The sequence below is a fragment of the Caproicibacterium sp. BJN0003 genome, assembly GCF_026314295.1.
Classification (GTDB): domain Bacteria; phylum Bacillota; class Clostridia; order Oscillospirales; family Acutalibacteraceae; genus Caproicibacterium.
Genome location: NZ_CP111108.1, coordinates 1,903,272 through 1,923,950, shown reverse-complemented (window position 1 = coordinate 1,923,950; position 20,679 = coordinate 1,903,272). Strand labels below are relative to the sequence as shown.

At 43.8% G+C, this 20,679-nt stretch carries 25 protein-coding genes and 2 pseudogenes; 22 read left to right on the top strand and 5 right to left on the bottom strand.

What is annotated here, in order from left to right; translation table 11 throughout:
• Positions 1-298 precede the first annotated feature (298 nt).
• The 7 genes from araA (at position 299) to OP489_RS09570 (ending at position 7,680) form a co-directional block, all read left to right on the top strand.
• Positions 299-1,774 carry an L-arabinose isomerase gene (gene araA / locus OP489_RS09595; RefSeq protein WP_266161762.1) on the top strand — a complete coding sequence of 492 codons (1,476 nt, stop codon included), beginning with the start codon at positions 299-301 and terminating at the stop codon, positions 1,772-1,774.
• The gene (gene araD / locus OP489_RS09590; protein WP_266161761.1) at positions 1,768-2,484 is read left to right on the top strand and encodes an L-ribulose-5-phosphate 4-epimerase; all 717 of its coding nucleotides are present in this window, start codon (positions 1,768-1,770) and stop codon (positions 2,482-2,484) included. The genes araA and araD overlap by 7 nt, the downstream gene beginning before the upstream one ends.
• A complete protein-coding gene (locus tag OP489_RS09585) occupies positions 2,477-4,078 on the top strand; it encodes a xylulokinase (protein ID WP_266161760.1) in 1,602 nt (533 codons plus the stop codon). The genes araD and OP489_RS09585 overlap by 8 nt, the downstream gene beginning before the upstream one ends.
• A 318-nt stretch (positions 4,079-4,396) precedes the next feature.
• Positions 4,397-6,250 (top strand): alpha/beta fold hydrolase, encoded by a 1,854-nt coding sequence (locus tag OP489_RS09580; protein ID WP_266161759.1) that lies wholly within the window; start codon positions 4,397-4,399, stop codon positions 6,248-6,250.
• 115 nt (positions 6,251-6,365) lie between these two features.
• Positions 6,366-6,533: a recombinase family protein gene (locus tag OP489_RS09575; RefSeq protein WP_266163523.1), complete on the top strand. Its 168-nt coding sequence runs from the start codon at positions 6,366-6,368 to the stop codon at positions 6,531-6,533.
• Between the two features lie 19 nt (positions 6,534-6,552).
• On the top strand, positions 6,553-6,978 hold the full coding sequence (locus OP489_RS12375) for a DUF1648 domain-containing protein (protein WP_416232448.1): 426 nt from the start codon (positions 6,553-6,555) through the stop codon (positions 6,976-6,978).
• Between the two features lie 318 nt (positions 6,979-7,296).
• Entirely contained in the window at positions 7,297-7,680 is a 384-nt protein-coding gene (locus tag OP489_RS09570) for an SdpI family protein (RefSeq protein ID WP_266161758.1), read from the top strand.
• Positions 7,681-7,746: 66 nt separating this feature from the next.
• Here the strand turns inward: OP489_RS09570 and OP489_RS09565 are convergent, their stop codons facing one another.
• The gene (locus OP489_RS09565; RefSeq protein WP_266161757.1) at positions 7,747-7,872 is read right to left on the bottom strand and encodes a hypothetical protein; all 126 of its coding nucleotides are present in this window, start codon (positions 7,870-7,872) and stop codon (positions 7,747-7,749) included.
• Between OP489_RS09565 and OP489_RS12370 the strand changes: the two genes are divergently transcribed.
• The gene (locus OP489_RS12370; protein WP_416232476.1) at positions 7,859-8,047 is read left to right on the top strand and encodes an LPXTG cell wall anchor domain-containing protein; all 189 of its coding nucleotides are present in this window, start codon (positions 7,859-7,861) and stop codon (positions 8,045-8,047) included. The genes OP489_RS09565 and OP489_RS12370 overlap by 14 nt on opposite strands.
• A gap of 909 nt (positions 8,048-8,956) precedes the next feature.
• Here the strand turns inward: OP489_RS12370 and OP489_RS09560 are convergent.
• Positions 8,957-9,283 (bottom strand): MarR family winged helix-turn-helix transcriptional regulator, encoded by a 327-nt coding sequence (locus OP489_RS09560; protein ID WP_266161756.1) that lies wholly within the window; start codon positions 9,281-9,283, stop codon positions 8,957-8,959.
• On the opposite strand from OP489_RS09560, the gene OP489_RS09555 reads away from it, so the two are divergent.
• Both OP489_RS09555 and OP489_RS09550 read left to right on the top strand, forming a co-directional pair.
• Positions 9,260-9,697: an alcohol dehydrogenase catalytic domain-containing protein gene (locus OP489_RS09555; protein ID WP_266161755.1), complete on the top strand. Its 438-nt coding sequence runs from the start codon at positions 9,260-9,262 to the stop codon at positions 9,695-9,697. The genes OP489_RS09560 and OP489_RS09555 overlap by 24 nt on opposite strands.
• Positions 9,652-10,014, top strand: a complete 363-nt coding sequence (locus tag OP489_RS09550) for a zinc-binding dehydrogenase (protein ID WP_323135435.1) — start codon at positions 9,652-9,654, stop codon at positions 10,012-10,014. The genes OP489_RS09555 and OP489_RS09550 overlap by 46 nt, the downstream gene beginning before the upstream one ends.
• Here OP489_RS09550 and OP489_RS09545 read toward each other — a convergent pair.
• Positions 9,983-10,456, bottom strand: coding sequence for a hypothetical protein (locus OP489_RS09545; protein WP_266161753.1), 474 nt, complete (start codon positions 10,454-10,456; stop codon positions 9,983-9,985). The two genes, OP489_RS09550 and OP489_RS09545, sit on opposite strands and share 32 nt — an antisense overlap.
• Positions 10,457-10,564: 108 nt before the next feature.
• Between OP489_RS09545 and OP489_RS09540 the strand changes: the two genes are divergently transcribed.
• Positions 10,565-11,179: a VIT1/CCC1 transporter family protein gene (locus tag OP489_RS09540; protein WP_266161751.1), complete on the top strand. Its 615-nt coding sequence runs from the start codon at positions 10,565-10,567 to the stop codon at positions 11,177-11,179.
• 28 nt (positions 11,180-11,207) lie between these two features.
• Here OP489_RS09540 and OP489_RS09535 read toward each other — a convergent pair whose 3' ends face one another.
• The gene (locus OP489_RS09535; RefSeq protein ID WP_266161750.1) at positions 11,208-12,452 is read right to left on the bottom strand and encodes an Nramp family divalent metal transporter; all 1,245 of its coding nucleotides are present in this window, start codon (positions 12,450-12,452) and stop codon (positions 11,208-11,210) included.
• A gap of 177 nt (positions 12,453-12,629) precedes the next feature.
• Between OP489_RS09535 and OP489_RS09530 the strand changes: the two genes are divergently transcribed.
• The gene (locus tag OP489_RS09530) at positions 12,630-12,791 is read left to right on the top strand and encodes a rubredoxin (protein ID WP_266161749.1); all 162 of its coding nucleotides are present in this window, start codon (positions 12,630-12,632) and stop codon (positions 12,789-12,791) included.
• Between the two features lie 75 nt (positions 12,792-12,866).
• On the opposite strand, the gene OP489_RS09525 is transcribed toward OP489_RS09530, so the two are convergent.
• On the bottom strand, positions 12,867-13,433 hold the full coding sequence (locus OP489_RS09525; protein WP_266161747.1) for an NADPH-dependent FMN reductase: 567 nt from the start codon (positions 13,431-13,433) through the stop codon (positions 12,867-12,869).
• Between the two features lie 163 nt (positions 13,434-13,596).
• On the opposite strand from OP489_RS09525, the gene eno reads away from it, so the two are divergent.
• From eno to OP489_RS09480, 10 genes and pseudogenes are all read left to right on the top strand, one after another.
• Complete coding sequence (gene eno, locus OP489_RS09520; protein WP_266161746.1) at positions 13,597-14,892, top strand: phosphopyruvate hydratase; 1,296 nt, start codon at positions 13,597-13,599, stop codon at positions 14,890-14,892.
• Positions 14,893-15,383: 491 nt separating this feature from the next.
• Positions 15,384-15,524 carry a hypothetical protein gene (locus OP489_RS09515; RefSeq protein WP_266161744.1) on the top strand — a complete coding sequence of 47 codons (141 nt, stop codon included), beginning with the start codon at positions 15,384-15,386 and terminating at the stop codon, positions 15,522-15,524.
• The gene (locus OP489_RS09510; protein WP_266161743.1) at positions 15,514-15,936 is read left to right on the top strand and encodes a DsrE family protein; all 423 of its coding nucleotides are present in this window, start codon (positions 15,514-15,516) and stop codon (positions 15,934-15,936) included. Before OP489_RS09515 ends, OP489_RS09510 begins: the two co-directional genes overlap by 11 nt.
• 110 nt (positions 15,937-16,046) lie before the next feature.
• Positions 16,047-16,187: pseudogene (locus OP489_RS12365) on the top strand (histidine phosphatase family protein); the annotation flags it as partial.
• Positions 16,188-16,219: 32 nt separating this feature from the next.
• Positions 16,220-16,387 (top strand): hypothetical protein, encoded by a 168-nt coding sequence (locus OP489_RS12360; protein ID WP_416232447.1) that lies wholly within the window; start codon positions 16,220-16,222, stop codon positions 16,385-16,387.
• A gap of 127 nt (positions 16,388-16,514) precedes the next feature.
• Positions 16,515-16,877, top strand: a pseudogene (locus OP489_RS09500) (desulfoferrodoxin); the annotation flags it as partial.
• Between the two features lie 198 nt (positions 16,878-17,075).
• The gene (locus OP489_RS09495) at positions 17,076-17,450 is read left to right on the top strand and encodes a desulfoferrodoxin (RefSeq protein ID WP_266161741.1); all 375 of its coding nucleotides are present in this window, start codon (positions 17,076-17,078) and stop codon (positions 17,448-17,450) included.
• A gap of 73 nt (positions 17,451-17,523) precedes the next feature.
• Entirely contained in the window at positions 17,524-19,194 is a 1,671-nt protein-coding gene (locus tag OP489_RS09490) for a 2-oxoacid:acceptor oxidoreductase subunit alpha (RefSeq protein ID WP_266161740.1), read from the top strand.
• Positions 19,191-20,042 (top strand): thiamine pyrophosphate-dependent enzyme, encoded by an 852-nt coding sequence (locus OP489_RS09485; RefSeq protein WP_266161739.1) that lies wholly within the window; start codon positions 19,191-19,193, stop codon positions 20,040-20,042. Before OP489_RS09490 ends, OP489_RS09485 begins: the two co-directional genes overlap by 4 nt.
• A gap of 16 nt (positions 20,043-20,058) precedes the next feature.
• Positions 20,059-20,613, top strand: coding sequence for a rubrerythrin family protein (locus tag OP489_RS09480; RefSeq protein ID WP_266161737.1), 555 nt, complete (start codon positions 20,059-20,061; stop codon positions 20,611-20,613).
• Positions 20,614-20,679 lie beyond the last annotated feature (66 nt).

The following is a 20,679-nucleotide window of genomic DNA, read 5'->3' as shown; positions in this document are numbered from 1 at the left end:
AGTCACACTACCTTTCTGTATCTTTTCATTTATATTAATTATAGTTATCTTTGCAAAAAATACAATATATAGGGCACACAACATACAAATAATTTTATAATCTTAAATTTATAAATACAAATTATCAAAATTTGCATAATTAAATAGCGAATAGTATGTTATAAACGATGAATTTGTGATGGATACTATAATTTGCATTGAAAATTGCTCAGATTAATGCTAGTCTATGAAATACAGACGGATAGGACTGCTATTTATAATTATTATAAACAACAAAATCTTTTTTGGAGGTAATAATATGGAAGAAAAGACCGAAAAAACATTTTGGTTTGTCGTCGGATCTCAATTTCTGTACGGACAAACTGTTCTGGATACAGTAGCTGCGAGAGCGAAAGAAATGGCTGAAGAAATGACAAAGCGTCTGCCGTTCCCTCTGATTTATAAAGGAACGGTGAAAGATCCTGCGGAAGCAACTCGGTTAATGAAAGAAGCCAACTGGGATGATAGCTGCTGTGGTGTCGTTACATGGTGTCACACCTTCAGCCCCAGCAAAATGTGGATAGAGGGCTTTCGCCTACTGCAAAAACCTCACTGTCATTTTGCCACACAGTATAACCGGTCTATTCCCAATGATGAAATGGACATGGATTTCATGAATCTCAACCAGGCGGCACACGGCGATCGTGAGCATGGATTTATCAGCGCAAGAATGCGACTGACGCGCAAGGTTGTCATGGGCTATTGGCAGGACGAAAAACCTTTGAAAGAACTTGAAACTTGGATGCGCGCTGCTGTCGGATACAAAGCCTCAAGGGAACTGAAAGTAATGCGCTTTGGCGATAATATGCGCGAGGTTGCGGTTACGGAAGGCGACAAGGTCGAGGCGCAAATCAAATTCGGATGGCAGGTCAACACCTGGCCGGTTGGCGAGCTGGCAGAGGAAATCGATCGGGTAAGCGAAGCCGATATTGATAAAAAAATGGCAGAATACGCCGAGCGTTATGAAATGGCCACGGACAGCATTGATACGGTGCGCTATCAGGCCAAAGAAGAAATCGCCATGCGGTGCCTGTTCGAACGGGAAAGCATCCATGCTTTCAGCAACACTTTTGAAGACCTTTATGGAATGAAGCAGCTGCCCGGGCTTGCCAGCCAGAATTTGATGGCAGACGGTTACGGCTATGGCGGAGAAGGTGACTGGAAAGTTAGTGCCATGACGTATATTGTCAAAATGATGACCGCCGGCATGGGCGGAGGTACCGCGTTTATGGAGGACTATACATATAATCTTGAAAAGGGAAGGGAATATTCGCTCGGCGCACATATGCTGGAGGTTTGTCCGTCGGTTGCGGCGCAGAAGCCGAGAATTGAAGTACACCCGTTGGGAATCGGCAACCGCGAACCACCTGCCCGTCTGGTTTTTGAAGGCCATCCAGGGAAAGCTGTTGTAATGACGCTGGTGGATATGGGTAATCGGTTTCGACTCATCCTTCAGGATATTGAATGCATTAAACCGCCTTTTGATATGCCGAATCTTCCGGTCGCCCGTGTTATGTGGAAAGCACAACCCGATTTGTGCACCGGCGCAAAGCTTTGGATTATGGCAGGCGGGGCACACCACAGTGTTCTCAGCTATGACGCAACCGCTGAGATGATGACGGACTGGGCAGAAATGAATGAAATTGAAATGGTACATATTACGAAAGATTCAACAGTCGATGGATTAAAACAGCAGCTGTTCCTCAATGATCTCGCCTGGAGGCTAAAATGTTAGAGGAACTAAAGGAGAAGGTCTGCCGAGCCAATCTCCTTCTACAAAAATACGGTCTTGTCACATTCACCTGGGGCAATGTCAGTGGAATCGACAGGGAGTCGGGTTATATAGTGATTAAGCCCAGCGGGGTGGAGTACGAGACAATGAAACCGGAGGATATGGTAGTCGTCAGCCTGCGTACCGGCGAAACCGTCGAGGGCCGATACAAGCCATCGTCGGACACGGATACTCATTTGGTACTTTATCGGGAATTTCCTAACATTGGTGGCGTTGTTCACACCCACAGCCGATGGGCTACCACTTTTGCGCAGAGTGGTCTGGGCGTTCCGCCGCTTGGAACAACACACGGCGACTATTTTTATGGGGAAATTCCTTGTACAAGAAAGATGACGGCCAAAGAGATTGGAGGGCGGTATGAGTGGGAGACCGGCAACGTGATCGTGGAAACCTTCCGGGAACGCTCTTATGAAGAGATTCCTGCCGTTTTAGTTCACAGTCACGGCCCGTTCGCTTGGGGGACTGACCCCCAAAATGCAGTACACAATGCGGTTGTGCTAGAGGAAGTCGCCTGTATGGCATGGCAGAACCTTCTGCTAAATCGTGCGCAGCCTGCTATGCAGCAGGAGCTTTTGGATAAACACTACCTCAGAAAACACGGTGAACATGCCTATTATGGCCAAGATACGCTGGGGAGGAATCCCAATGGATGAGAAAGAACAGATAATACGTGAGCTGGAGGGCGGGCAAACCTGTCTGGGAATTGAACTGGGGTCCACACGAATCAAGGCAACGCTCATAGACAGTCATTTTCACACGATTGCCGAAGGAAGTCAGGACTGGCAAAATCAGCTTGTCGATGGGATGTGGACATATTCTCTCGAGAGTATTTGGAAAAACCTGCAAAAGTGCTTTGCTGGTCTTATGTCAGATGTATGGAACCGATATAACAGAAAGCTGACATCTGTCGGTGCCATGGGAATTTCAGCAATGATGCACGGGTATATGGTTTTCAATAAAAAGGAAGAGCTGATGGTTCCTTTCCGCACATGGCGCAACACGATTACGGATGAGGCAGCAAAGCAGCTCACCAGCTTGTTTGAGTACAATATCCCTCAACGGTGGTGTATTGCCCATTTGTATCAGGCTATGTTGAACGGTGAATCGCATGTCCCGCAAATTGATTATCTTACTACCCTGGCTGGATATATCCATTGGCGGCTGACCGGCAGCCGGGTGATTGGCGTCGGCGATGCGAGCGGAATGTTTCCGATTGACAGTTCCACCTGCAATTATTATGCGAAAATGACACGGCAGTTTGACAGTCTTGTATCAGAAAAAGGATATCCGTGGAGACTCCAGGGTATTCTGCCTACAGTGCTGACAGCTGGACAGAAGGCGGGAATGCTGACACCGGAAGGTGCCAAACTGCTCGATCCAACGGGAACACTTTTGCCGGGTATTCCTTTCTGTCCACCGGAGGGTGATGCCGGAACAGGTATGGTGGCTACTAACAGTGTCAAAAAGCAGACGGGCAACATCAGTGCTGGAACCAGTGTCTTTGGCATGGTGGTTTTGGAAAAAGCATTGAAAAATGTTTACCCCGAAATTGACCTTGTTACGACGCCGGCCGGCGAAAGCGTGGCTATGGTACACTGCAACAACTGTACCAGCGACATTGACGCGTGGGTGGCGCTGTTCCGAGAGTTCGCAGAAAGCACTGGCAAGCCAATCAGCAAGCACGATATCTATGATCTTCTTTATAATCAAGCGCTGAAAGGCGACACCGACTGTGGCGGCGTGATTTCTTTCAATTATCTTTCAGGCGAGCCGATTGCTGGCTTGGATGAAGGCAGGCCGTTGCTTGTAAGACGCCCGGACGCGAATTGGTCGCTGGCAAACTTGATGCGGGCACAGCTGTACTCGGCCTGCGCAACGCTTCGGCTGGGAATGGATATTTTGTTTTCGAAGGAAAATGTTCGGATAGAAAGTATTACCGGGCACGGTGGATTTTTCAAAACTCCTGGTGTCGGGCAGCGGATTATGTCCACGGCGCTCAATACGCCTGTGACTGTGCTGGAGACGGCAGGAGAAGGCGGGCCTTGGGGAATGGCAGTTCTAGCTGCATTTTGTCTCGAACGAGGGGAGAACGAGTCGCTAAGCGAATACCTTGACTCCCGTGTTTTTCAAAACAGCGAAAAAAATACAGTTCTGCCCGATGCAGAAGACGTCAGGGGGTTCAATCAGTTTTTGCAGGTGTATAAAAATTGTCTTTCAATAGAAAAAGCGGCAGTGCTCCAGCTCTAGGCATATCTTGCACGGCGCGGATTTGTTGCGCTGAGCGTATCAGCCTATGGTGCAGGTCTATCGGAAACCGTAAACGGTGATGATAAAACTGAGGGTATCTACGACGCAATGAAATAGAATGCATTTCATATTTTACGGAGCTAAAACTCATATCAATGTGCGGACTATCTTGTTGCCTTTGTGCATGAAAGTCTTGCTGTACCAGATTGTGTTTTAGTTTGTGGAAAGGAGATTTTATAATATTGAATATAATACTTACTTAGTAACCATTGCAGATTTTAATTGTAAAAAATTCAAACTATATTGGAGGAGAGAAAAATGAAGGGCAAAAACAAAAGCAAAATTGTTATGGTAGTTTCTCTTATTTTTGTATTTCTGTTCATGTCCATTGCGTCTTACTTTAATTCAGGATGCGGTACGGTTTCTGTAAGAAATATCTATTATCCGGATAGTAACGGGAATGTGCTGAGAGCACAGTTGTTTATCCCTAACGGTGTTTCTGCAGACAAGCGTGCTCCGGCTATTCTCAACATGCACGGCGGTGGAGACAATCTTGAATGCGTAGGAAACTTCAGCTCAGAATTGGCGCGGAGAGGTTATGTCGTACTCAGCGTTGATGAATATGGCAGTGGCTTTTCTGACTATGTAACAGGCAATATCGCAACAGGAGCAGGAGGCTCCAAAGAGAATAAATCGAAGACAACTGCAATGGATGGCGGCGCGTCAACCAGCTTAAAGCAATTGCTTTCTTACGATTTTGTCGATCAGGACAATATTGGGCTGATTGGCCATTCTATGGGTGGATCCTATATTACCAATGCCGCACTGCAATATTCCGATCACATCAAAGCGATTATGCCTTGGGGTTCCGGCTCTTTCCTGGATTTACTTAAGAAAACCAAGTCTGAAGACTATAAGTTCAGTGTTGGATACTTAAATGGCAAAAATGATGAAATGATTATATTCTCCACTCATCTGGATAACACCGGCGAATTAATGCAGCAAGATTTCATGAAGAAATTCTTTAACACGGATAAAGACATTGTTGCCGGTCAGGTATACGGTTCTTTTGATCAAAAAGATGCCCGTGTTATTTATACTCCAACCACAAGCCATATCGGAAATCTAGTTTGCTCGGAGTCGGTTAGTTGCCTTCTTAGCTTTTTTGAATCAGCTATGCCAACCGGTACGAATATGGTCTCAACAAGCCAAATTTGGCAGTTTAAAGAGGGCTTTGACCTTTTGGCAATTTTGGCATTACTGTGCTTTGCAGTAAGCTTTGGCTATGTGCTTTTCTCCGGAAAATTATTCGGTTCGTTGGTATACGAAGGAAAAACGTCTTCTGTTAAGATGAACAAGCCCTTAAAATGGGTTGGTATCATTCTTTTAATAGCGATTCCAATGATAACGTTATATAGCATAGGACTGCCATTGACAACAATAAAGTCCAATCAGTTCTTCCCAATGGATTGGAGTAATTATTTTGTATGGCTCACCTTGATCAACGCAGCTATTATTTTGGTGTTGTTCCTGATCTGGCATTTTGCTTATGGTAAAAAGCATGGTGGCAGTTTGCAGAGTTACGGCATTTTAAATGATAATGTGAACTGGAAGCAGATTGTAAAATCGGCAGGATTTGCGGTTGCGATTGTCTTTGCTATATATGTAATTGTGAATTCTTGTTATTCTCTGTTCAATATAGACTTCCGCTTCTGGATATTCGCCATTAAGCCGATTACGACAGCCAGACTTGCCTACATTCTGGGCTATTTGTTATTGCTTCTTGTTTCATTTGGCATTTTAAATGTGGCGAGCGTTAGCTTTGCAGGGCTCTCAACGGACGATGACAGCAAACTGGGAGTTTTGAAACAATACGTGATTGGCTGGCTTATTGGTGCAGCGGGCTTTACAATCATCGTAGTGATCTATTATATGGGATTAAAGTTTAACCATTATCCGCCATTCTTCTACGGATTTGGCCCATTCCCTCAAGGGCATCCAAACTCTTTGGTATTTAGTATGAAGTTAATCACGATTGTTCCTCAGTTTACATTTGCTTCCATACTTAATACTGCATTTTATAGGAAGACCAAAAATGTTTATGTCGGGTCCTTTGTTGCAGCCCTTTTGCTGGCAATGATTGCGGTGACCGGAAATGCATTCACCTATTGATTTTTTGATAATTATAATTTAAAAATCGAATTACACAATTTGCTTACTTTATTAAAAATGCCACTCCATCTTTTAGGTAACTAAAGATGGAGTGGCTAATTGTTACTTATTGGTAATGCCTCTGTATAGCAATGGTTATGGCTATAATTCGATTATCGATCGTTTGAATGCTCTGGGCAAAAAAACGAAGGGAGGAAGACCCTGTGGAAAGAACAGCCTATGTGCAATTTTGCACAATGAAAAATATACCGGTAGTCAATTTCAAAAAAATCATGCACCTTAACGGAAAAAATTGATTTCTATTGGGTGCTTGCCTTTTTGCCTTTGATTATCACTGGAATTCTTCTTCCGGATTTTCCGAAAACATTCCAATACATTTTAATTTTACAGGGCATGTAGACCGTTATGGAAGCCGTACTGAACTCCTTATTTCCTCAATTGTAATCATAGGCGTTGCACTTCTATTGTGGCTGTCATTTATGTTTCTTAAAAAATTCACGGATCGCCTAAATGAAAAGATCTATCAAACCGCTAATTGGATAACGATTGTTACTCTTTCAATTATTTGTATTGTGATATTGGTCACGGTTTATTGCTTCACAAAAGCACAAGTTATACCTGATTTTTACAAAATAAGTGCCATAGTGGGTGGCATTTGCGACATTGTAATTGCTAACTATATTCTAAAATACAAACAAAATAGCGGAGATAATATTTCCTCATCTTGAATGTTAAAAGACAGTGATGCGCGACTTCAAACCTGCTGATTTGGTGGTTGGCTCATTTCAATCAGCGGTGTTATGGGTATTCTTTTGGCTATAGTTCTTAGTGGCTTCGTCTGCTTACTATTGGTTGGTATCTAGGAAATGGTTATATTCACTATTGTATTATAGCTTTATGTTGAAGAAAGAAAAATCGGCAAATAAACAGTTATTGCTTTAAATTAAGCTGATTCTGTACGGAAGATTGAAAGGTGAAAGGAATTGATCTCTACTTTACAACAAGCCTGCAATCTGTTAGCATAATAGAATCGGAGATGGATTAAATTGATTAGTTGTGTTTGGATTTTTACTTTGATTATGGATTTATTGTTTCCAATCGTTATGATTATCCTTGGAAACAAGTACATAAAAAAAGTTCCAGATGATATGAATGGTAGCGACGGACATAAAACATCTATGGCAAGGAAAAATCGCGATACATGGGAGTTTGCACATCATCATGACGGGAAGTTGTTGCGTATTGCAGGCTGGATTATGCTTGTGTTTTCTCTTATTGTTATGCTATTTGCAATTAAAGAAGATACCCAAATTGTAGAAAAACTGGGCACATGCCTTTTTATATTACAAATCGTCGTTTTATTTGGTTGTGTTGCATTGACCGAGAGAGCATTACGTAAAGTATTTGACGAAAATGGTAACAGAAGATAACTTTTTAAACCCATAAAGTATTAACTGCAACGGCGGGATGGAAAACACTGTGTTGAATCATACCTTTTAGGCATAGCAACGATTGACAACGCCTCTCGTCTGTTCCTTGGGAAGAGACACAGGGGCAGAGCCATCGGCACCGGGAAGCGAGCCGGCGGGCACTACAACGCAACCGGTTGTGCCGATAAGCAACGGGTCATCACCTGAGACCAGTAATAACACTGAGGCCGGCAATAGTCCTAAAACTGGAGATAACAGTGATAGTGTATTATGGATTGTGCTTGGCATAAGCTCTCTCGTTGGGGTGGCTGTTATATTGGTGGTATCCAGGGAAAAAAAGATAAAAAATACAAATAACCGGCAATGAAATTTTACATCAATCATTTGGATAAATTAAGTCTCCGGAAAATCGGGAATTCAGCTAAACCCTAAAAGGGCATAATACCAGCTAGCCTCTTAAGAGACACCTGAAAGAATCAACTTTTTAGGTTGCCTCTCAAAAGGCTATTTTTTATGTCTTTCGAAAATTTGTTTAGTGTGTTTTTCTTTTGTATGGGCAAAAATGTCTTCAGGATACCCTTGTTCGTGATATTTCCCTTTTCTGTAGAAACAATCAAGTCGGCGACTTCACGAGCAAATTTTCTTTAGATAATGTTTCTATATTTTTATATTAAGACTATTACAGAACCAGAAATCTTAATCTTTAAATTGCATGTGGTAAAATTCAGTTTCAGCTCAATAACTGTTTTGAGCTTCTTTGAATACAGATTTTAAACAATGATTGACAAGTACTGAATTTGTTTCATCTTTTTGGTCCGAAATTTTTAAAACCGAAACTTTTATATTTTCAAATTAAATAAATTGAAAAAGGCATTCCCACAAAAATTAAAATAGGCACATCAAAAAGAGCCACGAAACATTTTAGTTTCGTGGCCTAGATGGCGCGAGTAATTCGAGTTATAAAGGAATCACCAGAAAAGTTAGAATTATGAAAATATGCCAACCGCTGACTCAGTAGAATTTTTTAAAGATTTCAAGTAAGAATATTTGGCTTTTAAACATCTTTCAATTAATCTGAGTTTCATATAATAAACATAATACGAAGCTCATTTGACTATTAGAATACCACACTTTGAAATGTATGTTGCTGTATAAAGACACATAAATCCAGGTGTCCTCAATACTCCTTTTTGGGACTGGGAAACCACGGACTGGGGTCATCACCGGAGTATGAATATAGGCTCTTGCGGGATATATTTAATCACAGATAACTCCTTCAATGGAAGGGCTTTTCTGGCTTATTTATTTGAATGATGTGTATAAGAGCCTTTGAAAGCAAGTCCTTTTCATCATCTGAAAGATTGGCCATAAAGTGATGGTTCATATCCTTAACAAATTTTTCAACTGGTTGGTGTAATTCGTCGGCTTTCTTTGTTGTAGTAACAAGAATTGCTCGCCTATTATCAGGATGTATGCTGCGGTTTATTAAATCATTTTTCTGCATAAGGTCAAGAATACCAGAGGTAGAAGATGCTTCTAACACGAGCAGTTCACCAATTTGTTTGGGTGTGAGTTCTCCGTGATTCCAAAGGCAATTCAACACACCATACTGTTGGCGGTGAAAGCTAAGGGTGGGGTTATTCGCAATTATCCGATGATACCGGGAATTGATGTTAGCGGAACCATTGTATCTTCCAACACAGACGCATTTCAAGTGGGCCAAGAGGTTTTGGTGACTGGCTTGGAGATGGGCATGACACATACTGGCGGTTTTTCTGAGTATGTACAAGTTCCCGAAGAATGGATTGTCCCACTGCCAAAAGGACTTTCTTTGCGTGACACAATGGTAATCGGCACAGCAGGCTTTACCGCTGCCCTTTCTATTGATGCTCTGGAAAATATGGGAATGACGAAATCCGAACAGCCTGAAATTTTGGTAACTGGAGCTTCTGGCGGCGTGGGAAGTGTGCAATTCGGCTTTTATCGCAAAGCGGCTACACAAAAATCACTACACTAAGCCGTAAAAAACAAGAGAAAGAGCTGCTTTTATCGCTTGGTGCGAAAGAGGTTTTGTACCCGGAAGATGTGATACCTGAGAAGTTAAAACCTTTGGGGAAACAGCGGTTCCATTATGTGCTTGATACGGTTGGCGGTAATGTGGCATCTACACTCATTCCACAAATATTCTATGGCGGAAGCATCAGTATGCGTGGCAATGCCGGGGGAATTAAAATGGAAACGACTGTGCTGCCGTTCATACTCCGTGGTGTTAATATACTTGGAATTGATTCCGTAAATTACCCTATCCAAAAACGCTCCCGCATGCGTAAGTAGTCGAATAGGCGCAAAACAGTTGATTGTCATCTACCCATGAAAGGTATGCTTCTATCTTTTGACAATTTTCCATTGTATTGTTCAAATAAAGTCTAAATAGATATATTATTTCTGACAAATGCATTAAATAATGTTCATTTTCAAATGCAAAAGAATATTCATGAATGTCATTCAACTTAATAGGTTCAATGTTTTCAATTCGGCCTTCAAAAACATCAAGCCATATTTGAGGTGAATATTGATTAAACAATTTATGGAAAATGTTGTTTTCTATGCTGGCATTATTCTTTTTATTTTGTCCAACTGCATATTCATTAAGCGCTAAGCCCCCTGTAATAGAAATATCGTTGAACTCAGCCCAAAATAGGAGAGCGCCAATAAGTTTTCGTATATAAGCATCCTTAAGCCTTCCTGTATGACAGAATTCAATAATTTTCGTCATTATATTTCTATCAATAATTAAAACATAGTTTCGCTCAAACCGAATTCCTTTCGAATCAGGCTGTATCTGCTTTTTCGTTACCTATTGGGGTATACATTCATAATCAAGTTGCTGGAATACGGAGAAAGCAGAGGAATCAATTCTTATCGATCTGAAATTCATCAGATTCCGGAAGTCAGTCAAATCCTTGCGGATGAAGAAAAACACGAAAAAATCCTGATGAACCTGCTTGACGAAGAGCGCCTGCATTATATAGGAGACATCATACTGGGGATGAATGATGCTCTGGTCGAATTGACCGGCTCGCTTGCAGGTTACACGCTGGCCATGCAAAATTCCAAGATCATTGCCATGGCAGGCCTGATTACGGGAATCTCTGCTACGCTTTCCATGGCAGGATCTGGATATTTATCGGCAAGGGAGGACAAGAGCAAGAATGCGGTCAAGTCCACGATAATCATTGGACTTTCCTACTTTATTACAGTCGTTTTTCTGATTTTCCCCTATCTCATCTTTCCGGCGGGCGCATACCTTTGGGCTCTTGCAGTGACGATTCTGATTGCCTTGATGATTATCGCCGGCTTTAATTTTTATATCTCGGTTGCAAAGGACAGACCTTTTGGGAAGGGATTTTGGAGTATGGCGGGCATCAGCATCGGTGTAGCCGTTATTTCTTTTGCAGTTGGGTATGTTGTCAAACATGTCCTTGGCATCAGCTTATAATTCCAATTTTTTTCATCGGAGTTATGGATTAAAAATAACTGACTAGAAGTGCTATGTTCAGGAATGAGACGATCAGTGAAATGCACCAAAGCAAAACTTTGTTGCATTTCGAATTTGCGTATTTTCCCATAACTTTTTTCGAGGAAGTGAGATAAATTAAAGTAAAAATTGTAATCGGGAGTTGTATGCTGAGAAGCATTTGAGAATAAATCAAACCGTCGAACGGCGAGGCAATCAAAAATATAATCAGTGCGGCAGGTACCATGGTAATCAAAATTCCAGCTTTGGTGTGGTTGTCGGAAATATCATAAGGCTTTGCAAAGATACCTGCGAAAATACTCCCACCTGCCATGCCTGCCGTAATGCTGGAAGAAAGGCCAGCAAACAGCAAGGCAATTGCAAAGACAAGGGACGCTGCATTCCCAAGTAAAGGGGTGAGCATTGATTCCGCTTGGGATAAATCTGTAATGGTGGTTTTATGAACGAAAAAGGTTGCAGCCGCCATTAAAATCATGGCGCTGTTAATCGCCCATCCGATCAACATGGAAAACAGCGTATCACAGAATTCATATTTCAACTGCTTTTGAATCACATTCTCGTCCTGCAGATTCCATTGCCGACTTTGGATTACTTCGGAATGCAGAAACAGGTTATGCGGCATAACCACCGCTCCGAGAACGCTCATAATAATCGGCATGGAGTTCTTTGGAAAAGATGGTGTGATCCACCCGACGGCCGAAGCACCCCAATCAATATGTACGATGCAGATTTCAAAAAGAAATGAGAGACCAATCAGAGACACAAACCCGATAATTACTTTTTCAATTTTTCGGTAGGAATTTGTAAATTGAAGGATTAGAACGGTAAGAAGAACAAGAATGGAACCAATTTTAATCGGTATTCGAAAAAGCATCTGAAGTGCAATCGCTGCGCCGAGAATTTCGGCGATTGCTGTGGAAATGGCTGCGATTACAGCTGTGAAAAGAATGGCGTTTTTCAGCCAGGGCCGAAGGTTGTCCGTCGCGGCTTCGGAAAGACATTTTCCGGTTACAATGCCGAGGTGCGCCGCGTTATGCTGCAGAGCAATTAACATAATAGTGGACAGAGTAACCATCCAAAGGAGCGCATAGCCATACTCAGAGCCAGCCGCAATATTGGAAGCCCAGTTGCCTGGGTCAATAAACCCCACCGTAACAAGTAAGCCAGGACCTATGTATTTAAAAAAATCGATTGAGGTCGATTTGGAATGAGCTCCATCAGAAAACAGTTTCAAAATGCAATCACCTGCTCCGTTTCCATATTTTACAAAGCATTGCAATGCTCATATTTCTGCAGTTATGTCATTTTATAAGACATAACTATATTTTACCACGAAAACAGTTGACAAACATCAAAGATAGGATAAAATTTAATTAGTTTCTATATACAGTAAAAAAGGGAGGTTAATGCTATGAAAAAGTATCAATGCACCGTCTGTGGATATGTGTATGATGAGGAAAAGGGATGCCCCGATCAGGGAATTGCTCCCGGTACAAAATGGGAAGATGTTCCTGATGATTTTGTTTGCCCGGAATGCGGAGCGGCAAAAGACGCATTTGAACTGATGCAATAAGTCAGGCAATGTATGACAACAGCCCCGCCGGTGAAAACGACGGGGCTGTTGCTACAAAAAAGCCAGTGCTTTTAATCAGTGCTTTTCAGAAATCAATTCAACCCATTTGACGAAAGCGTCCATGTACTGCTTTAGATATTGTTTTGTCGACTCATTTGTCACCTGGCCATTTTCATTTAAGATAGAGGTCACATTGCCGAGATAGGCTTCCGGCTGCTGCAAAAGCAGAATGTTCAGAAAAACCATGGGCTGACGGAGATGATGGTTCGCGCCGAAAGCACCCAGACCGCCGGGCGATACGCTGATAATGCCGCCGGCTTTTCCATCCCAAGCATTTTTACCGTAAGGCCGTGACCCGACATCCAATGCGTTTTTAAGAACGGCCGGATAAGAACGGTTGTATTCCGGTGTCACAAAAAGGCACCCGTCAAGCGGTTTAACATCCTCACGAAATTTTATCCATGCCTCCGGCGGCCTGTCTTCATCGTCCAAATCCTGATTGTACATGGGTAAGCCGGATAAATCCATCATACGCATTTTAAAGTTTTCCGGTGCCAGCGATGAAACAAAATTGGCAATGGCACGGCTGTAAGACGCTTTTCGCAGGCTCCCGACAAATACTCCTACTGTTCTGTCTTTCATAATTGTACCTCCTGTTCTTTTAAAAAATGTAAAATATAGGTTTTATTTATTTTCAGTATAGTTGCTTGAAACTGCTTCGTCAAGTGCAGGTTTGACATATTCATGTGGGGTTGATTAAATAAAATAGTGCAAAATCATAAAAATAATAAAGGAGGATCTACCGATGAAAAACGATTCCGCTATAGAAAAAATCGAGGCAATGGAAATCCTTGATTCACGGGGAAACCCAACAATCCGAACAGAGGTAACGCTTTTAAATGGGATAACAGGTACCGCCGCCGTCCCGTCCGGAGCATCAACAGGAGAATTTGAGGCTGTTGAACTGCGCGATGGGGATAAACTGCGTTATCAGGGAAAAGGCGTCCTCAAAGCGGTTGAAAATGTGAATACCGCTATTTTCCACGCGGTGAAGGGCATGGATGCCTGCCGGCAGTGCGAGGTTGACAGCACAATGCTGGAACTGGATGGTACGGAGAACAAAGCGAAACTCGGTGCGAACGCTATTCTGTCCGTTTCTCTTGCCGCGGCGAAAGCGGCTTCCGCTTCTCTTGGAATTCCGTTGTACCGCTATATCGGAGGCTGCGGTGCGCGAACGTTGCCTGTCCCGATGATGAATATCTTGAACGGGGGAGCACATGCCTCCAATAATGTGGATATTCAGGAATTCCTGATCATGCCGGTGGGAGCCCCATCGTTTGCAGAGGGACTGCGCTGGTGCGCCGAAGTGTTTCACAGTCTCAAGAAAGTGCTTTCGGACCGCGGACTTTCGACGGCTGTCGGCGATGAGGGAGGTTTTGCTCCCAATCTGAAAGACGATGAAGACGCACTGAAAGCAATTCTTGAAGGAATTGAAAAAGCCGGCTATCATCCGGGAGAACAGTTCCGTATCGCCATGGATCCTGCGTCAAGCGAATGGTACCAGAAGGATGGAAGCTATCTGTTAACAAAAAAGCAGAAAAGGATGTCTGCTGACGAACTGATTGATTTTTGGGATAAGCTGATTGCAAAATATCCAATCGTCTCTTTGGAGGATGGCCTTGCCGAGGAAGATTGGAACGGATGGAAAAAACTTACGGAAAAACTTGGCCAAAAAGTGCAGCTTGTTGGTGACGATTTATTTGTCACAAATACAAAGCGGTTGAAAAAGGGAATCAATCTGGGTGTTTCCAATTCCATCCTGATCAAGCTCAACCAGATCGGTACGCTGACCGAAACCCTCGATGCCATCCGAATGGCGCAGCAGGCCGGTTACACTGCCGTGGTTTCCCACCGTTCGGGTGAAACGGAAGACACTACGATTGCCGATCTTGCCGTCGCCGTAAACGCAGGGCAAATCAAGACGGGAGCACCGTCAAGAAGCGAGCGTGTCGCCAAATACAACCGCCTTCTTCAGATTGAGCGCGAGCTTGGAAGCGCGGCTCTGTACAGGGGAATCACGTCATTTTATAATCTAAAGTAATTGAATGCGGCTGCGAAAAAGGTTGGCTTACAATAACCGGGAAATCAAGATGGGCATGGTGCTTCTCCTGTTTATGTGGAAGGAATCCGGTTTTATCTTCGGGCGGCCTTTTGCACAGGGGCTGTCATCATGACAGTAGTTAAATGGAGATAACGGGGCTTATTTCTTTTCTGATTATTGTCAGCGTCTTTGTCGATGTATGCCTGCTGTTGCAGCTGGACGAATTCGAATAGTAAAATCAATGTGAAATAACGGAATGTTAAACAAATATGAGGCCATCGCATTGCGGTGGCCTCATATTTGTTTAAAGTTGAATAATAAATAGAGAAAAATCAGACTTAAAATCTACGAAAGTGGTATTGACATAAGTGGACAAAATTAGTACACTTTAAGTGGAAAACAAAATAGACTAATGAAGAAAATGAAAATTTGAATAATAAAAAGTCAAATGACTGGAACTCAAAGTTCCACAATGCTGGGAGGCTTGCATGATGAAAAAAACGAATTCTAAAAAAATCAGCAGTAAAAGCACAGGGGTAAAAGAAAAAGATAATAATTATTATATCATTCCCAATGAAGTGTGCTGTTCGGCTGAATTTTCCGATGGATGTATTTTCAGCGATGAAACTTGATAGGAAGCCCGGTTGGATACCGGGTCCCTACTATATGTATTTAAAGCGGAAAGGACTGCAAACGATGATGAAAGTTCAGGCTGTTTTTCATATTGATGAAGTAGCAAAATGGGATATTCTCCTAACCAACGTGCAAAACTTGATTCGCGATATTGATAGGACGGCTTCAAGCGTTGAAGTTGTCGCCAATAGTAAAGCGGTGGAGTTTTATCGGACGGCGGCAAACGGGGATTTTACGGAAATTATGCGGAGACTTGCCGATGCCGGAGTGAGTTTTGTTGCATGCGGCAATGCCTTAAAGAAATTTGAAATCCAAAGGGAAGAACTGTTACCGTTTGTTAAGACGGTTCCATCCGGCGTTTTAGAACTTATAAAATGTCAAAATAAAGGATATGCATATTTAAAGCCGTGACTTTTTAATTTATTTTACAATATTTTGGGAAATAAATTGGGAATATGTTGTATTATGCACAACTTGGGACTATAATCAGGGCGAAGAACGTTTAGGAAGGACGTGAAGTTGTGAAACTTATTTTGCTGAGGCATGGGGAAAGCGAATGGAATCAAAAAGATCTGTTCACCGGTTGGACGGATGTTGATTTAACCGAAAAAGGTAAAGCGGAAGCCCGGAATGCCGGAACACTGCTTCGGCAAAGCGGATTTTGATTACAGCACACGGGCACTCGATTAGGGCCTTGGTTAAAACGTTAGAAAATCTTTCAAATGATGAAATTATGGAAGTCAACATTCCTACCGGCGTTCCACTTGTCTATGAGTTTGACGAACAATGGAAAGTCGTGAAGAAGTATTATTTGGGAGACGCCGAATTTATCAAGGCTAAAGCCAATAGTGTGGCAAATTAAGGAAATGCGTTGCTTGCAGATACATAACAACAATCTGGATGGTGTACTTATAACATTCATGGTTATTGATCGTAAAGTTTTTAGAAACGGGGTTCATAAATAAATTTAATAAAAAGGAGTCTTAAAAATGTCTATTGTCGATTTTTATCGCTGCGAAAAATGTGGGAATATTGTTGCGCTGATCAAAAAGGGTGGCGGGACGTTGACCTGCTGTGGTCAGGCCATGACAAAACTGGAAGCCAACTCGACCGATGCAGCAAAAGAGAAGCATGTTCCGGTCGTTACCAAAGTAAACGGTAAGATTCATGTCGTCGTTGGATCCACGCTGCATCCCATGCTGCCGGAGCATCACATCGAGTGGATTGCGCTTGTCACTGATGACAAAGTCGAACTGAAATATCTGAAGCCGGGCGAAGAACCGAAAGCGGAATTTGCCGAAGTGGAGGCGGGCACCATTTATGCGTACTGCAACCTACACGGTCTCTGGAAAACAGATTTCACTTCTGAAGAAGATTACGTCAATTCGAGTGAAGCAGCCTGTTCTGCTGAATTTGAACAAGGCTGCATTATTCCGGACTAACCGATTGGCAAAATGCCAACGAAAATTCCTTCTTTGAACAAATTTGGATTATTGCCGGTATGCCTATCACAGCCGGTCAATAAAAAATAATTAAAAGGAGTCTTGAAAATGTCTATCGTCGATTTCTATCGTTGCGAGAGGTGCGGAAATATCGTTGCCTTGATCAAAAAAGGCGGCGGGACGTTGACCTGCTGCGGTCAGGCCATGACAAAATTGGAAGCCAACTCGACCGATGCAGCGAAAGAGAAGCATGTTCCGGTCGTTACCAAAGCAAACGGTAAGATTCATGTCGTTGTTGGCTCCACGCTGCATCCCATGCTGCCGGAGCACCACATCGAGTGGATTGCACTTGTCGATGACGACAAAGTAGAACTGAAATATCTAAAGCCGGGTGAGGAACCAAAAGCGGAATTTGCTGAAGTGAAGGCGGGCACCGTCTATGCGTACTGCAATCTGCACGGCCTCTGGAAGGCTGAGTTTTAAACTGTGAAATGAGAGATCCGGCCTGAGCAGAGTCTCTCCCTTCTAAAAAAGAAATATCTGAAAGGAGGCTCTAATGTATAACTTATTGATTGGCGGAGCAGCCGGTCAGGGGATTGACACCACGGCGGCAATCCTTGAAAAGCTGCTGAAACGTTCCGGATACAGTGTGTTTACAGCAAGGGACTTTATGTCGCGGGTTCGAGGCGGCCATAATTTCTCTTTGATACGTTTCGGAATTGAGCCGGTACATTCGCACAGCAATCGACTCGACGGTATCGTCGCCCTCGACGAGGAAACGATCAGACTACATAAGGAACAACTGAAAGATAACGGCTTTATTCTCTGCGATGATAAACTGTCCGGATCCGATCCGCGCTTTATCCACGTGCAAATGGACGCAATGGCAAAGACTCTCGGCAATCCGCGGGTTTCCGGAAGCATCGCGGTGGGGGCCGTCCTGAAGCTGTTTGGAGAATCTCTTGATAATGTCGGAGATGTCCTTCGCACATTTGTAAAGCAGCAATACCTCGATATCAATGTCAAAGCAGTAGAAGAAGGCTACCAGTCAACGGAAACGCGCTTTCCACATCTGAACGGGAAGTATTACGATCAAATGCTCATCTCCGGCAGCAAAGCGGTTGCACTTGGAGCCATCGCAGCGGGTCTCCGGTTTTATTCCGCTTACCCGATGTCTCCTTCCACGGTTATTATGGAGACGCTTGCATCAAAAGCTGATGAAGCGGGTATTGTAGTGGAGCAGGCGGAAGATGAAATTGCCGCGATCAATATGGCAATCGGAGCTTCCTATGCGGGTGCTCGTGCTATGACAGGCACGTCCGGCGGCGGTTTTTCCCTGATGGTGGAAGCGCTCGGCCTTTCCGGTATGGCAGAAATTCCTCTTGTCGTGATTGATGTACAGCGTCCGGGGCCGGTGACCGGCCTCCCGACAAGAACGGAGCAGAGCGATCTGAAATTTGTCATTTCAGCGTCGCAGGGCGAGTTCCCACGTATGGTGATCGCGTTGCGGAATCCTTCCGATGCTTTCTATCAGACCATGCGGGCCTTTAATCTGGCGGAAAAATACCAGATCCCTGTTATTTTGCTGAGTGACCAGTATCTTGGTGACGCCACGTCTACCGTCGCACCATTTGATCCGAAGAAAATCCAAATGGTTGAGCCGGAGTCGGAGTACTCGGGAAAAGGCGAATACCTTCGGTACCGGTATACTGAAAATGGCATATCTCCCCGACTGATTCCGGGAAAAACGGAACATCTTGTGGCAATCGATAGTGACGAACACGACGAACGCGGCTGGATTACGGAATCAGCGGAAGTCCGCACCCAAATGATGGACAAGCGCATGAAAAAGCTTGAAGGCCTGAAGCAGGAATTGCAGGAGCCGGAATTTATTGGTGACGACAATTTCGAAACACTTTTGATTGGCTGGGGCTCCATCTGGGGTCCAATGGAAGAAGCCGTTCACTTGCTGAACGCCGATAAAGTTGGCCGCTATGCCGCTCTTGTGTTCGGCGATGTCTATCCTATGCCGCAGAGGTTACTCAAAGAAAAGGCGGCAAAAGCTCGTCGTATCATTAATGTTGAGCAGAATGCGACAGGCCAGCTGGCAGGCCTAATTCGCGAAGAAACCGGCATTGTCTGCGAGAGTAGTATCTTGAAATACGATGGCCGTCAGATTTCCGGCGAGGAGATTGCCGAACGGATTCGGAAGGGGGAAACAAAATGAACGCGGAAACGTTTTGCACTCATGAAACGGCATGGTGCCCGGGCTGCGGGAATTTTACCATTTTGGAATGCCTGAAAACCGCTCTTGAGCAGCTTGGCAAAGACCCTTCCGAGGTATTGATTGCTGCCGGTATTGGTCAGGCGGCGAAAACGCCCCAGTATATCAGCGCAAATGCATTTTGCGGCCTTCACGGGCGTTCTCTTCCCGCGGCCGTAGCGAGCAAAATTGCAAATGAAAGATTGACGGTGATTGTTGATACCGGCGACGGGGATTCTTATGGAGAAGGCGGAAACCATTTTATTCACAATATCCGCCGAAATGTCGATATTACGCATTTTGTTCACGATAACCAGATCTACGGACTGACAAAAGGCCAGGCATCGCCGACTTCCATGATGGGATTGATAACCGGAGTTCAGACTGACGGAAACTTTAACGAGCCGCTCAATCCGGTCCTTCTTGCCATCGCATGCGGCGCCGGGTTTGTTGCGCGCGCATTTACAGGTCACAAAGAGCATCTGATATCCCTGATGAAACAGGCGATCGAATACAACGGTTATGCCTTGGTCGATATTCTGCAGCCGTGTGTCAGTTTCAACAAAACCAATACTTTCGCGTGGTACAATCAGCGTGTCTATGAGTTAGATGAATCTTATGACTGCAAAAACAAGATTACTGCCATGCAGAAGGCGATGGAATTCGATGACCGAATTCCGATCGGGCTTTTGTATCGGGAAGACAAGGCTACCTATCATCAGAAAAACGCGGTTTTAAGTCAAGGTATTCCTTTGCTCGACAGAAAAACTGATCCCAACTTTATGAATCAGTTGATTAAATCCTATATTTAAATTGGAGGGTTATAAAATGGCTGTTAAAAATGCAATGACTTCTGATTTCCTTCATTCCGCATACGGCGGTGAGAGTATGGCACATATGCGTTACCTGATCTGGGGAGATATGGCGGAAAAAGAAGGTTTTCCGAATGTGGCAAGACTGTTCAAGGCTATCGCTTATGCTGAGCAAGTGCATGCAACCAATCATTTCCGTGAAATCGACGGAGGCACTGCAGATGCCACGGTGACTGCAGGCGGCGTTTTCGGTATGGGCAAGACGGCGGATAACCTGCAGGGCGCAATCAACGGCGAACTGCATGAAGTGGAACAGATGTATCCGGTTTATCTGAACACGGCAGAGTTTCAGAACGAAGCTGGCGCGAAACGTTCTTTTCACGGAGCATGGGAAGCGGAGAAACTTCATGCAAAGCTCTTTCAAAAGGCTTTGGATGCGGTGAAAGCGGGCAAGGATATTGAATTGAAAGCAATTTATGTCTGCCCCGTCTGCGGCAACACCGTTTTGGATGAAGCGCCGGAGAAGTGTCCTGTTTGCGGTGTAAAAAAGGAAATGTATCATAAGTTTTAAGTGTAACGGTTCGATCTATAAAAGTCTGAAGACTGTAACGAAAGTTATAGTGCCTAATCGAGGTGT